This window comes from Vibrio sp. R15-SG3-ISO1A, assembly GCF_059833955.1.
In genome coordinates this window covers 1-13,900 of sequence record NZ_JCBDGH010000078.1, presented here as the reverse complement: position 1 = coordinate 13,900, position 13,900 = coordinate 1, and the positions used below count along the sequence as shown (strand labels likewise).

General features: G+C 48.0%; 13 protein-coding genes. 8 read left to right on the top strand and 5 right to left on the bottom strand.

Features of this window, described 5'->3' with window-relative positions; translation table 11 throughout:
* The 4 genes from AC6R0L_RS13115 to AC6R0L_RS13100 all read left to right on the top strand — a co-directional run.
* A partial coding sequence (locus AC6R0L_RS13115; RefSeq protein WP_500629384.1) for a LysO family transporter occupies nt 1-314 on the top strand: 314 nt, incomplete at its 5' end.
* Nucleotides 315-467: 153 nt separating this feature from the next.
* Nucleotides 468-980: a hypothetical protein gene (locus AC6R0L_RS13110; RefSeq protein ID WP_487901162.1), complete on the top strand. Its 513-nt coding sequence runs from the start codon at nt 468-470 to the stop codon at nt 978-980.
* 159 nt (nt 981-1,139) lie between these two features.
* Nucleotides 1,140-2,786, top strand: a complete 1,647-nt coding sequence (panP, locus tag AC6R0L_RS13105; protein ID WP_487901161.1) for a pyridoxal-dependent aspartate 1-decarboxylase PanP — start codon at nt 1,140-1,142, stop codon at nt 2,784-2,786.
* 282 nt (nt 2,787-3,068) lie between these two features.
* The gene (locus tag AC6R0L_RS13100; protein WP_334552476.1) at nt 3,069-3,923 is read left to right on the top strand and encodes a MurR/RpiR family transcriptional regulator; all 855 of its coding nucleotides are present in this window, start codon (nt 3,069-3,071) and stop codon (nt 3,921-3,923) included.
* Between the two features lie 52 nt (nt 3,924-3,975).
* Here the strand turns inward: AC6R0L_RS13100 and AC6R0L_RS13095 are convergent, their stop codons facing one another.
* Complete coding sequence (locus AC6R0L_RS13095; protein ID WP_500629383.1) at nt 3,976-5,226, bottom strand: iron-containing alcohol dehydrogenase; 1,251 nt, start codon at nt 5,224-5,226, stop codon at nt 3,976-3,978.
* Between the two features lie 264 nt (nt 5,227-5,490).
* Here AC6R0L_RS13095 and AC6R0L_RS13090 point away from each other — a divergent pair, with 264 nt between their 5' ends.
* Nucleotides 5,491-5,757, top strand: coding sequence for a GrxA family glutaredoxin (locus tag AC6R0L_RS13090; protein ID WP_334552478.1), 267 nt, complete (start codon nt 5,491-5,493; stop codon nt 5,755-5,757).
* Between the two features lie 185 nt (nt 5,758-5,942).
* Complete coding sequence (locus AC6R0L_RS13085) at nt 5,943-7,625, top strand: aspartate:alanine antiporter (RefSeq protein ID WP_500629382.1); 1,683 nt, start codon at nt 5,943-5,945, stop codon at nt 7,623-7,625.
* 91 nt (nt 7,626-7,716) lie between these two features.
* Here the strand turns inward: AC6R0L_RS13085 and AC6R0L_RS13080 are convergent, their stop codons facing one another.
* The 4 genes from AC6R0L_RS13080 to AC6R0L_RS13065 all read right to left on the bottom strand — a co-directional run bounded on the left by AC6R0L_RS13080 (nt 7,717) and on the right by AC6R0L_RS13065 (nt 10,875).
* The gene (locus AC6R0L_RS13080; protein WP_334552480.1) at nt 7,717-8,394 is read right to left on the bottom strand and encodes an ABC transporter permease; all 678 of its coding nucleotides are present in this window, start codon (nt 8,392-8,394) and stop codon (nt 7,717-7,719) included.
* 3 nt (nt 8,395-8,397) lie between these two features.
* The gene (locus tag AC6R0L_RS13075; RefSeq protein WP_334552481.1) at nt 8,398-9,138 is read right to left on the bottom strand and encodes an ABC transporter permease; all 741 of its coding nucleotides are present in this window, start codon (nt 9,136-9,138) and stop codon (nt 8,398-8,400) included.
* Nucleotides 9,139-9,256: 118 nt separating this feature from the next.
* Nucleotides 9,257-10,027 (bottom strand): ABC transporter substrate-binding protein, encoded by a 771-nt coding sequence (locus AC6R0L_RS13070; protein WP_334552482.1) that lies wholly within the window; start codon nt 10,025-10,027, stop codon nt 9,257-9,259.
* Between the two features lie 77 nt (nt 10,028-10,104).
* Complete coding sequence (locus AC6R0L_RS13065) at nt 10,105-10,875, bottom strand: ABC transporter ATP-binding protein (RefSeq protein ID WP_500626141.1); 771 nt, start codon at nt 10,873-10,875, stop codon at nt 10,105-10,107.
* 780 nt (nt 10,876-11,655) lie between these two features.
* On the opposite strand from AC6R0L_RS13065, the gene AC6R0L_RS13060 reads away from it, so the two are divergent.
* Together AC6R0L_RS13060 and AC6R0L_RS13055 are read left to right on the top strand one after the other, a co-directional pair.
* Entirely contained in the window at nt 11,656-13,203 is a 1,548-nt protein-coding gene (locus tag AC6R0L_RS13060; RefSeq protein WP_334552484.1) for a DUF3360 family protein, read from the top strand.
* 313 nt (nt 13,204-13,516) lie between these two features.
* Nucleotides 13,517-13,900 (top strand): pyruvate formate lyase family protein (locus tag AC6R0L_RS13055; protein WP_500629381.1); only part of this gene is annotated, 384 nt, incomplete at its 3' end.

The window sequence follows — 13,900 nt, the reverse complement described above, 5'->3', positions numbered from 1 at the left end:
TGGCGTCCGGCTTTGGCTGGTACTCTTTAGCCGGCATCTTGATGGGGGACGCCTTTGGCCCTATCTACGGCGGCGCGTCCTTTATGATTGAGTTGCTGCGAGAATTGATTGCATTGGTGCTGATCCCCCTCTTTATTCGTACTAAACCTTGTACGGCAATCGGCTATGCGGGTGCAACGGCGATGGACTTCACCTTGCCAGTCATCCAAACCACCGGCGGCGTGCGCTGCGTGCCTGTGGCGATTGTCAGTGGCTTTATTCTTAGCCTATTAGTCCCTGTAATGATGCTGTTCTTTGTCTCACTTGCAGGTTAGATCGCAGGAATGCCAGAAACAATCCACTATATTGTCCCTTTGCTTCGTCCATCCGAGTGAAGGAAACCCGTTCGGCACCTAATGATGACGATGCCGACATGAAAGGCCAATCAAAGAAGTTGGCCCAAAGAATACGTCTTTAAAGGAATGCTTATGAAACGCACCATTGTCGCCCTCGCACTCGCTGCTACCTCCCATTTAGCGTTGGCAGCAGACAACGCTTGCCTAGAAAAAAAATACGACGCTTATATCGATGCGTCTTTGCATTGGTATGAAGATTTGTCTCAGCTTACCTCAGAGCAATACCCAGAGTTGACCGAAGTCAGTGAGTGGTTCCTACAAGGGCGCCAGCATCACTTTGAGCTTAATCGCGCTGCGGTGAAATACTATCTAGAGCATGACGCCTCAAAAGTGGCGACTGCGCAGCCAGTAGAAGCGTGGTTGCAGCTTGATCAAAAAGACATCAAGGTACTGACCTCGCGCAGTGACGAGCTAGGCCAATTAGCGAGCGTGACGTTTAATGATCGCCAAGCCAAGCCGCACGAGAAAAACTACGAGCTACGCTCTGCGTTTGCCGATTTACTGAGCCACCCAACCAAAATTGATGCAGCGCTCAAGCGCTACAATCAATCGATTCAAGCGCTTGAATCGATTGATTGTCAGTAAACCGAATCTCGTCTGTACTCACTCGTTAACATTCACGCTATTACCGGCATCTGTGACTGAGTGATGCAAACTGAGATCCATCAATTAAAACGGGACTTTGTGCCCGTTTTCGTTTAGATTGTCGCGCTTGCAACAAAAATATTAGAGCAATGTAGCTGTATGGTATCGGAACACAAAACGGCAGATGTGAGTTTCGAAAGCTTACTTCGAATCTTTACAGTACCTGAAGGGCCAGACTCAACACTCACCAAGATAGAAGAGGAACTATCGCGAAACTTGAACAAGTTTTTGCGAGAGCACATCGTTGCGGAAGAAAAACCTCTACTCGACATAGAGAAAGACTTCTCCAACGCCTCTATCCCAGAGCAACCTGAGTTTGTCTCAGACCACACACAGCATTTGCTCGACACGCTCGTCTCTCAATCTGTTCATACATCAGCACCGAGCTTTATTGGTCATATGACCTCTGCTCTGCCCTATTTCCTGATGCCACTCTCCAAGATCATGATTGCACTCAATCAGAACTTGGTCAAAATCGAGACGTCCAAAGCATTTACGCCCCTTGAGAGGCAAGTGCTCGGCATGCTCCATCGCCTGATTTACCATCGCAGTGACGACTTTTATTCGACTTGGATGCACAGCGCAAACCACTCTCTAGGTGCGTTTTGCTCGGGCGGCACCGTCGCGAACATCACCGCGCTGTGGGTGGCGAGAAACAATTCGCTACGCCCTGACGGTGCCTTCACTGGCGTGGAAAAAGAAGGCCTATTCAAAGCCATGAAGCACTATGGCTATGAAGGGCTCGCAATTTTGGTCTCTGAACGAGGCCACTACTCGTTGAAAAAAGCGGCGGATGTCCTCGGGATTGGTCAAGATGGTTTGGTCTCGGTGAAGACTGGGCCGGATAACAAGATCTGCCCACAAGATTTGAAACATCAAATTGCTGAGCTCAAAGCTAAACGCATCAAGCCATTTGCCGTTGTCGGCGTTGCAGGCACCACAGAAACGGGCAATATCGATCCTCTACGTGAAGTGGCGCTGATCTGCCAAGAAGAAGGCTGTCATTTCCATGTCGATGCCGCTTGGGGCGGTGCGACATTAATGTCGAACAACCATCGTCACCTACTCGATGGTATTGAGTTGGCCGACTCAGTCACCATAGATGCGCATAAACAGCTCTACATTCCAATGGGCGCGGGCATGGTGCTGTTTAAGCAGCCAGATGCGATGAAATCCATCGAGCACCACGCACAGTACATACTGCGTAAGGGATCCAAAGATCTCGGTAGCCATACATTAGAGGGTTCACGCTCAGGTATGGCCATGCTCGTTTATGCGGCTATGCATATTATCAGCCGTCCCGGTTATGAACTGCTGATCGATCAAAGCATCGAAAAAGCGAAATTCTTTGCGGATTTAATTCAGCAGCAACGTGATTTCGAATTAGTCTCTGAACCTGAGCTGTGCTTACTCACCTACCGTTATCTACCTGAGAAGGTGCGCGCGGCGCTAGAACAAGCCAATGACGCTCAAACCCATGAGCTGAATAATTTGCTTAACGAGCTCACTAAGTTTATCCAAAAGCGCCAGCGTGAAACCGGCAAATCCTTCGTTTCACGAACACGACTCAATCCTGAGCGTTGGAATCGTGAGCACACCATCGTATTTCGTGTTGTTCTGGCGAACCCGCTCACGCATTGTGATATTCTGAAATCCGTGTTGGAAGAGCAGCGTCATATCGCAACACAAGCGCCAAACTTAATGGCGCAAATCGATGCCCTTGCCGAAAACATTCTCACCAAATGAAATTTTCTTTCTGAAAAGCTGTAATTCATTTATCAACACCCGACCGAAAATGCGATTTTTGGTCGGGGTTTAAGCGTATTTCCGTAGTTTAAACAAAATTTAGTTTGAGGCTTGTCATATTCTCATCATTTGTATGACGGAAACACTGCCTTAAACGTTCGGCTTAGGTTTATACTGAGCTTATGGCGCTGGATTGTCATTACCTTTAGCGAACAAGTTGTTCTCTACACTACAAAAATCAGGTATATCCAGTTAGATGTTCTACATACCCTCGTGAACACTATGAACACATTAGAAAAAATTCAGAAGAACCTGGAAAATTTTAGCAAGTCTGAACGCAAAGTCGCCGAAGTCATCATGGCTTCCCCTCAGACAGCGATTCATTCCAGCATCGCAACGTTGGCCAAAATGGCCGATGTCAGTGAGCCGACCGTCAACCGTTTCTGCCGCCGCCTGGACACCAAAGGTTTCCCCGACTTTAAACTGCACTTGGCTCAGAGCCTTGCGAACGGTACACCTTATGTTAATCGCAACGTCGAAGAAGACGACGGCCCAGATGCCTACACGCACAAAATTTTTGAGTCCACGATGGCCTGTTTGGATGTCGCTAAAAACAGCCTTGACGCTATGCAGGTCAATCGTGCCGTCGACCTTCTGACACAAGCGAAGCGCATCTCTTTCTTTGGTTTAGGGGCATCGTCTGCTGTGGCGAAAGATGCTCAAAACAAATTCATCCGTTTCAACATCCCGATCACCTGCTTTGAAGATATCGTGATGCAACGCATGAGCTGCATCAACTGTACAGACAACGACGTCATCGTGTTGATTTCACACACTGGCCGTACAAAGAGTCAGGTAGAGATCGCCAACCTAGCGCGCGAAAACGGTGCGACGGTCATCGCGATTACCGCGAAAGACTCCCCGCTTGATAAAGCCAGCTCACTCTCTATCACGCTCGACATCCCTGAAGACACCGACGTGTACATGCCAATGGCTAGCCGCGTGGTTCAAATGACTGTGATTGACGTCCTTGCGACTGGTTTTACGCTGCGCCGCGGTACCGGATTTAGAGAAAACCTACGTCGCGTCAAAGACGTATTGAAAGACTCTCGCTACGACAAGCTTTCTCAGTTCTAGAGATCTTACACTGGCGAGAATCCATAACGGCGCTCAATGAGCGCCGTTATTATTAGGATTTTTGTAGCCGCGATGGTTCTATATCATGACTGGTAAAGACGATAGAAGCCCGCGCGTCCTCGCCCACCGAACTGTGCTCGGTACACTCGCCTTGGCATTGGCACACTTGGCCTAGAATCGCCATCAGTCGCTCTTTGGTCAGTGGTAGCGGATTGCCTTTGATCGACGTTGATTTCAGCGCATCCGCCGCGACCACATCAAACGCGGTCGAGCAAACCCCAAATTGAATCAACTCTGGGATGTTCAATTTTTCGAGCATCATATTGACCCATAAGATCGCGTCTTCTCGATGCGCATTCACTCGCCCCGTCAGCAATTGCGCGACTTTGGTGAACCTTTCGAGTACGTCTGTACGCTGGGATTCCATCGCGGCTTGAATGTTTTCCGCCATCACATAAGGAGCCAAGCGCGCGGTGATCACGCTGTGTGGCGCATCCAGTTTGCCTCCAAGCGCTGACGCCAATCCGTGCGCTGCACCGAGCTTGGCATTGGTACTGGCCATACCGCCGAGCATAGCGGCAAACGAGATATCGGCCCGCGCTTTATGGTCGTCCTCCAAGCACGCTGGCAGCACAGAGTGGCTCAACCGTCTTAACCCCTCTTCACAGATCATATCGGTGAGCGGGTTAGGCATGCCACAAACATAGGCTTCCATCAGATGCGTGAACGCATCCATTGCACCTCGCCCAGAGCGGTAACGGTCCATCCCATAGGTTAAAGTCGGATCGACAATCGCGACATCCGCCAGCATATCGGGGCTGCGTAGACTCACTTTCACTTGTTCTTGACCTGAGCGCAGTACGGCATTACGCGTTACTTCAGAGCCGGTACTCGCTGTGGTTGGGATCGCAATAAAAGGTAAAGGCTTGGTTTTGAGCGGAACGTTTCGGCCCACCACCTCGACATAATCATACACATCGCCTTGATTTGGAATCACCGCCGCCAGCGCTTTGCCGACATCAATCACACTGCCACCGCCCATCGCCACAACCAAGTCAGGTTTAAAACGGCGGCCGACCGTCGCGGTTTCTTCAATCATGGTGATGTTGGGTTCGCCGCTCACGGCAACGTGTTGGTAGCGAAGTTTTTGACTTTTGAGGTGATGCAGTAGCGGCCCGCACCGATTGAGGTTTTTACCGGTGACCAGAAGCACGCTGTAGCCAAACTGGTTGATAAGCGAAAGCGACGACTCAAACGCCCCTTCACCAAACACGATCCGTGTTGAAGTCATAAACTGAAACATTGGCCGACTCCTTGATTCATTCCATTACTGGATACAGAGTGCACCGTCTCCCCAGAAATAACGTTGAGCTAGTGCAAACTTGCTTATTTAACCTTAAATTAATCATGGTTTTCTCGATAAAGACCTCACCTTGTACGTCGCAAAAAAGTAAAATGTTTAAAACACAATCAATAGGTCTGCCCTATTAACCCAAGAGGTAAATGCCACTTTATTTCCTATAACGATTCGGGCATAGTGGCACTATTAAAATCAAAGGAGAAAGATATGTTCGTCGTTATTTTTGGTCGCCCAGCTTGCCCATACTGTGTTCGTGCAAAAGAACACGCAGAAACGCTAAAAGCAAAGCGTGACGACTTCAACTACCGCTACGTGGATATTCACGCAGAAGGCATTTCCAAAGCTGACCTAGAGAAAACCGTCGGCAAGCCAGTGGAAACTGTGCCACAGATCTTTATCGATCAAGAGCACATCGGTGGTTGCGATGATTTCGAAGCATACGCAAAAGAGCACTTGGGTTTGTTTGACGCTTAAACGTCACCCACTCACACTGTTGTACGAAAACCGCGAATATCGCGGTTTTTTTGTGCGTGCGTTTTACATTACTTTGTCTAATGTCAACGATGAGTAAACTCTCAAAAAATTCACTTATCTTTTTGAAATATTTCGCTACAATTCGCACACTTAACTTACTCCTCGGCAGCGCACAGATATAGCCCGTGAACATTGACGTCGTACTCTTGTTAGAACAAAACCCTATCTTATTGATTTTCGTCGTATTAGCGATCGGTTTAGCGATTGGTAAAATTCGATTTGGCAACTTCCACCTTGGTAACTCGATTGGCGTTTTGATTACCTCTTTGATCATGGGTCATTTAGGTTTCATGTTTAATGCTGACGCACTGACCATCGGCTTTATGTTGTTTATCTACTGTGTAGGTATTGAGGCAGGCCCCAACTTCTTCGGCATATTCTTTCGCGACGGCAAGCACTACTTCATCTTGAGTATGGTGGTGTTGTCAGCCGCGCTCAGTATTACCTATTTTGCTAGCCACTATATGGGCCTAAACTATGGCTTGGCCGCCGGCATGATGGCAGGTGCGCTAACCTCAACACCCGTATTGGTCGGTGCGCAAGATGCGCTCAATTCAGGATTGGCGGAATTACCCAAGAATATGGATTTCGCCTTGGTGCTAGAAAACCTCTCTGTCGGTTATGCGATGGCCTATTTGATTGGCCTTATCAGCATGATCTTCTTTGCCAAGCTACTGCCGAAGCTGCAAAAACAGAATCTGTCTGACTCTGCTCAGCAAATCGCACAAGAGCGCGGATTGGGCGGTTCTGGGCAACGAAAAGTGTACCTGCCGATTATTCGCGCCTACCGAGTCGGCCCGGAGCTGATTGATTGGACCGATGGCAAGAACTTGCGTGAGTTGGGTATCTATCGCCAAACGGGTTGTTACATCGAGCGCATTCGTCGTAATGGCATCCTTGCCCACCCTGATGGGGATGCGATTCTGCAAGAGGGCGATGAGATTGCACTGGTTGGCTTTCCCGATAGTCACGCACGTCTTGATCCTAGTTTCCGCCACGGTAAAGAAGTGTTTGATCGTAACTTGCTCGATCTGCGCATCGTTGAAGAGGAGATCGTAGTCAAAAGCGATGCGATTGCGGGGAAACGTCTCTCTGACCTCAATCTTTCTGAGTATGGCTGTTTCCTAAACCGAGTGGTTCGCGCTCAAATTGAGATGCCGATGGATTTGGATATTGTGCTTGCTAAAGGTGACATTATCCAAGTCAGTGGTGAGCGCAGCCGCGTCCAAGGGCTGGCGGAAAAAATCGGCTTTATCTCTATTCATAGCCAAATGGCGGATTTGCTCGCGTTTTGTAGCTTCTTCATTCTTGGCATTATGTTTGGTTTGGTCACCATGACCTTTGGCCAAGTGTCGTTCGGCTTGGGGAATGCCGTTGGCTTGCTGCTTTCGGGGATCACTCTCGGCTTTTTACGTGCCAACCACCCAACGTTTGGCTACGTTCCGCAAGGTGCACTCAACATGGTCAAAGACTTGGGACTGATGATCTTTATGGTGGGGATTGGCCTCAGTGCCGGTAGCAAAATGTTTGATCACCTCACGCAAGTGGGTCCTCAAGTGCTCGGTTTGGCGTTTTTAGTCAGCGTAGTGCCGGTGGCTTTGGCGTATCTGGTTGGCGCCTATATCTTGAAAATGAACCGTGCGCTGCTGTTTGGCGCCATCATCGGCGCGCGTACCTGTGCGCCAGCGATGGACATCGTGAATGACTACGCCAAATCAACTATCCCTGCACTGGGCTACGCAGGTACCTACGCCATCGCCAATATCTTGATGACGCTGGCCGGCACGGTGCTCATCATTATGTCTTAGTGCCCAGAGTTCGATTTTGCGTTGATTCGATTTTGCGTTGAATACAAAAATGGCTTCCAGATGGAAGCCATTTTTTCATTTACAAGATAGGTTAACTCAGCGGTCTCAGGTACGCTAAGAAACGTTTTTCTGCCCCTTTGAAAACCCAAAGAATCACGAAGGTCAGTGCCATGTAGAACAGGCCAGCCGTGAGGAAGGATTCAAACGGCGCGTAGTAGCGAGAATTCACCAGACGCGCAGCGCCCGTCAAATCTAAGATGGTGACAATACCGGCCACCGCGCTTCCATGCAGCATAAAGATCACTTCGTTACTGTAGGCTGGCAGAGCTCGGCGCAATGCGCTCGGCAGAATGATACGACGGTAAGTCAAAAAGGTGCCCATACCATACGCTTTAGCCGCTTCCACCTCGCCTTTCGGCAGCCCGTTAATTGCACCGCGAATGATTTCAGCGGTGTACGCCGAAGTATTGAGCACAAAGGCAACCAACGCACAAAACCAAGCATTTTCCCATAGAGTATCTTTCACTGGGAAAAACTGATCCATACCGTAATAAATTAGGTAGAGCTGAACCAACAGCGGCGTGCCACGGAAGAAATAAATAAACGCCCAACTTGGCCCGACCAACCAATAATGTTGGCTATTTCGCGCAATACCCAGCGGGATAGCGACACACAAACCAATAACGAGAGCGAGTCCCACCAACCACGTTGTCGTCCACAAACCATCTAGGTAGATAGGCAAGCTATCAATAATCAATGAAAAATCCATGCCCTACCTCGTATGAATACTGAATTTTCGCTCGACGACTTTAAGTAGCCCAGTCGACACACTGGTGAAAAAGAGAAAAATCACCGCGACCGCCATATAAAAAGTGAACGGCATTTTGGTTGAGCCTGCGGCGAGTGAGCTCACGCGCACCATATCTTCCAGGCCGATAATAGAGACCAAGGCTGTGGTTTTAAGCAATACCAGCCAGTTGTTACCAAAGCCCGGTAAAGCGTGGCGTATCATCTGAGGGAGTAAGATCCGGCGAAAGGCGAGCACCGAGCTCATGCCGTATGCTTTTGCCGCTTCCATCTCGCCCTTATCTACCGCCATGATGGCGCCACGAAATGTCTCCGCCATGTAAGCACCGAAGATGAAGCCTATGGTCATCACGCCAGCGATAAACGGGCTCACGTCGATGTAATCAGGTAAGTAAGACGTCCACTCGTGGTTTGGATCACTCGCTGCAAACCAACCATTCAAGGTTTCATTGATCGAGTAGAGACTGTTGTTTAATAGAATCTGTCCGCCGAAGAAAATCAGCATCATTAAGACTAAATCGGGAATACCACGGATAACCGTTGTATAGAGAGTGGCGATAGCTCTTGCCCAGCGATAAGGGGCGAGTTTCGCCAAAGCACCCAGCATGCCTAAAATCATGGCAAGAAGCAGTGACAATAAGGCGACCTCAATGGTCACCACGGCCCCTTTCAATATAGAGGCTTCGTATCCTTGTAAATCCAGCATAGGTGAGTTCCTGATCCCTAAACTCAATTTCCTACATCAATAGAATCATTGAGCTGGCTATAGAAAGAGATCGACCGCTGGCTACATCAAGGAACGAGCACCAGCGGTCGAAGGAGAATTACTGACCGTAAACGTCGTAGTTAAAGTACTTAGCCGCAATCTCTTGGTACACACCTTTCTCACGTAGAGACAGGATAGCTGCGTCGAGTTTTTGCGTTAGATCTTTATCTTGTTTACGAACGGCAATGCCCATGCCGTCACCAAACCATTTTGGATCAGTCAAAGAAGGACCAACGAATTCGTAGCCTTCGCCACCCGCTTTATTCAGAACGCCTTCTTCCAATGCTGAAGCATCACCTAGTACTGCAACGATACGGCCGTTGGCAAGATCAAGGTACGCTTCATCAAATGAACCGTAACGCACGATTTCGACTTGGTCACCGTAGTTGTCTGTCAGGTACTTGTCGTGCGTTGTTGCACGCTGAACACCGATCTTAGCGCCGCTTAGGCTATCGAAATCAAGACCTGCGCCTTTCTTAGCGATAAATTTGTTTGGGATTTGTGCGTATTTGCCAGTGAAATCCACTTTCTTTTTACGCTCTTCTGTAATCGACATCGCAGCGATGATCGCATCGTATTTACGTGCTAGCAGAGATGGGATAATGCCGTCCCAGTCTTGCGGTACGATCTTACACTCAACTTTCATCTCTTCACACAGCGCGTTGGCCATATCAACGTCGAAGCCTTTAAGAGAACCATCAGATTCTGTCCAGCTAAACGGAGGATACGCACCCTCAATACCAAAACGAACGGTTTTCCATTCTTTTGCCTGAGCCACACCAGTTGCTGCTGTCGCAGCCAATGCTGCAACGACTAACCACTTTTTCATTTCCATACTCCTGTGATTTTGTATGTTGTGTTTATTGTTGTGTCCTTTAAATAAAGACTGTTTTGATTAAAGAAGCCTTAATAGATAGACGAGATAAACTGCTTTAGACGTTTTGAGTCTGGGTTGGTAAACAGTTTAGCTGGGTCTCCTTGTTCTTCCACCAATCCTTGATGCAAAAACATGACATGATTTGAGACATCGCGAGCAAACGCCATTTCGTGAGTAACAACTAACATGGTGCGCCCTTCTTCTGCCAAATCTCTCATAACCCCGAGAACTTCACCGACAAGCTCGGGATCGAGTGCTGACGTCGGTTCGTCAAATAGCATCACTTCCGGATCAACGGCCAACGCACGGGCAATCGCGGCACGTTGCTGCTGGCCACCCGACAAGTGACCTGGGTAATAGTCCTTTCGCTCGTAAAGGCCCACTTTCTTTAGCAGCATTTCTGCGTTTTCAATCGCTTGCGCTTTAGGGACGCCAAGGACGTGCACTGGCGCTTCAATCACGTTTTCCAGTACCGTCATATGAGACCACAAATTGAACCCTTGGAAGACCATGGCGAGACGAGATCGAATACGTTGCACTTGCTTTTCGTTGGCGGGAACGGCTTCCCCCTGACGATTGTGCTTCATCTGAATCAGTTCACCATTTACCCATATCTCGCCAGCGGTAGGCGTTTCTAACAGGTTGATACAACGTAGGAAGGTACTCTTTCCTGAACCGGAAGAGCCAATGATGGAAATCACATCCCCTTTGTGTGCCTCAAGCGAAATGCCTTTTAGGACCTCATTTTGTCCAAATGTTTTGTGCAGTTCTTTAATATCCAGCGCGGGTACATCTTTCATGCGCGCAAACTCCCTGTATTCTTTTTCTTGTCCGAATGACGATTCCGAGTCGGCGCTCGCGCAGCTATGGCTCATCTGTGTTGATAAAAACCATTCAGCGGCGAAATTGAGAACGACACTTGCCTCTGTGAAAGCAAAAACTGTGCCCCCTAAACGAAAACGTTAACGTCAATCCGGTTGACTGCTCGGGCTATGGCCCACATTCGCTACAAACTAGCACTAGTCCGGACAACATGCAACAAATTATTAACCTGACATTGTGGGATATTAAGTTACAAAATATGACTTTTTATTCAACTTTTAGATTATTCACCTTGTTTATACGCATAAATGAAATATCTCGCCATCACTATATCCAACCCGACCCTTTAACAATTTTATAAAAAGAAGATCCACTTCAAGTAATTGATAATTTTATCTGAAACATACACGACGCAAATGGTTGTATATCTAGTAAAAATAGCAATGTGAAATTAATTTTCAGGCGTATGAACAGTAACTTACGTGCATATGCGGCGTTGTGTAGTTTTCTTTCACATTCTTTCTTAAAGTGATCTAAATCAATCACTCTAAGGGGTTAGCACGTTAAACTCGCCTCATCCATAAAAGCCTAATTTGACTGACTTACTGCCTTTTCTTTTGTCTATGCTTAGGCACATAATGTTCGAGCTACAAGGTAAGAGCAGCGCAGCAAGCCAAATTGCAAGATTATGAGCTATCGACAATCATCACTATCGAGTAGCTTTTGGAATTATCAACATTTTGAAATATGAGGAATCTATGTCAGACGCAGTGAACAAACCGCACTCTGATTCGGATATCGAAAACAAGAGCTACCAGGAGCTGCACCGCCCTGCCTCTGAGTTTGCAACCCGTTCAGATTATCTAGACCACGAGCTTCAAATTATGAAGCCTCGTCGTTTTGGTCTTAACCTTCCGGGTCGCGACTTCCGTTTCGAGCTGGAAGACTTAGTCCCTGCACTTGCAGGTACCATTGGCATTATTGCAATGTACTCAGCGGTAATGATGTCTTGGGCAGACGGCCTATCCGCCGCATGGGAGCACGTGAACCTAGGTAAAGAGTTCGCCATCGAAGTGGCTCGTGTGGAAATGCTCATCCCAGCCCTACTGTTCTGTATTATTTCATCCGGCTTCTTAAACCCACGAGCGAACCTTGCGGGTAACCACGGTCCGATGATTCCATTGATCGGTTCGATTGCCCTTGCCGGTGCTCACCCTCTTGCACTTGCGATTCTTTTAGGTGTATTCGGCTTGCTACTCAGCTACTTTAAAGGTGGCTCCAAGCTCGTCAACCTCACCTCAGAAGGCACCGCCGGCGGCTTGCTTATCTTCTTGGGCTTTACCGGTACCATGAGCCAGATCGGTTCCATTCAGTCGTGGGCAACAGGGCTCCAATCTGCTGATGTTGCGGCAGGTAGCATGGGCTATGTGGGTCTGATTGTATTGGGTATCACCATCGGTATTTACGCTTTCCTAGCAAAAATCAACATGCGCTGGTTGGCGATTCCCGTGTGTGCCTTTACCGGGCTTTTGATTGCCCTAGGTCTGGGTGCGGGCTTCGACTTAACCTTCGAAACCGAGATGGGTCTGCCAAACCTTAACCCTGTTTACTGGTGGGGCAGCACAGAGCAAGGTTGGATGCTAGGTCTACCAAATCTTGAACACTTTATCGCGTCTCTACCTTTTGCGATTCTGGCTGTCGCGATGTGGTCGCCTGACTTCCTTGGTCACCGTATCTTCCAAGAGCTGAACTACCCTCGTAAGACAGAAAAAGTCTTAATGGATGTGGACGACACCATGACCATGTGTTCAGTACGCCAAATGGTCGGTACTGCCGTTGGCGGTGGTAACATTACCTCTTCTTGGGGTACCTACATGATCCCAGCAGCGATCGCTAAGCGTCCTATCCCAGCGGGTGCCATCTTGCTTGGTTCACTGTGTATCATCGTTGCGATTCTTGGTTTCCCAATGGACGTCGCGGTGTGGCCACCGGTGATGCGTGTTGCACTATTAGTGGGCGTATTCTTGCCACTTCTTGAAGCAGGCATGCAGATGGTTAAGGACACTAAAGATTCACAAGCAGCCGGTATCTGTATCTTTGCGTCTGTTGTCGCTAACCCTGTGTTGGCATGGGCACTGACTATGTTCCTAGATAACAATGGTCTCATTGGTGATAAAGAGCGCGCGTCTCGTTTGTCGTTCGCAGACAAAATCATTATCCCAGTAGGCGTGTTTGTTATCTGTCTTGTTGCTATGCTAGCAGTAGGTATGCTGGAAGCTCAGTACGGCATTCCAGCCTGGCTGTAAAGATTCAACATTTGTGTGGGTGGCTTAAATAGCCACCCCATTTTTATCAACTTTTTTTAGCATTTATTGATTTAGTTTAAGGTTTGTAAGATTTTTTTAAGTTAACCTTGAAACTACAGTAAGAAATAACCATATTACTTTTAGTGACAATAGTTATAGTTTTTCCTGTCCTTTGCGTTCCTTTGGTTTAAGACTATACCTATTGTTATTCATTAGAGTGTACTGCCTCAGTAATGAGGATGCTGAATGGTCAACACGTTGACTATAAATTCAGAACAGTACGTGTTTTTACTACTAAAAAGGTAGGTATGTCATGGCAGAGCAATTTGCTAAAGCTTGGGAAGGTTTTGCAGCGGGTGACTGGCAAAACGAAGTAAACGTTCGTGATTTCATTCAGAAAAACTATGCCCCATACGAAGGCGACGAATCTTTCCTAGTTTCTGAAGGTACTGAAGCGACAAACAAGCTTTGGGCTAAAGTAATGGAAGGTATCAAGATCGAAAACTCAACGCACGCTCCTGTTGATTTCGATACTGACGTTATCTCTACCATCACTGCTCACGACGCAGGCTACATCGAAAAAGATCTTGAAACTATCGTTGGTCTTCAAACTGACGCTCCTCTTAAGCGCGCTATCATCCCTAACGGTGGTATCCGCATGGTTGAAGGTTCTTGTAAAGTTTACGGTCGTGAACTC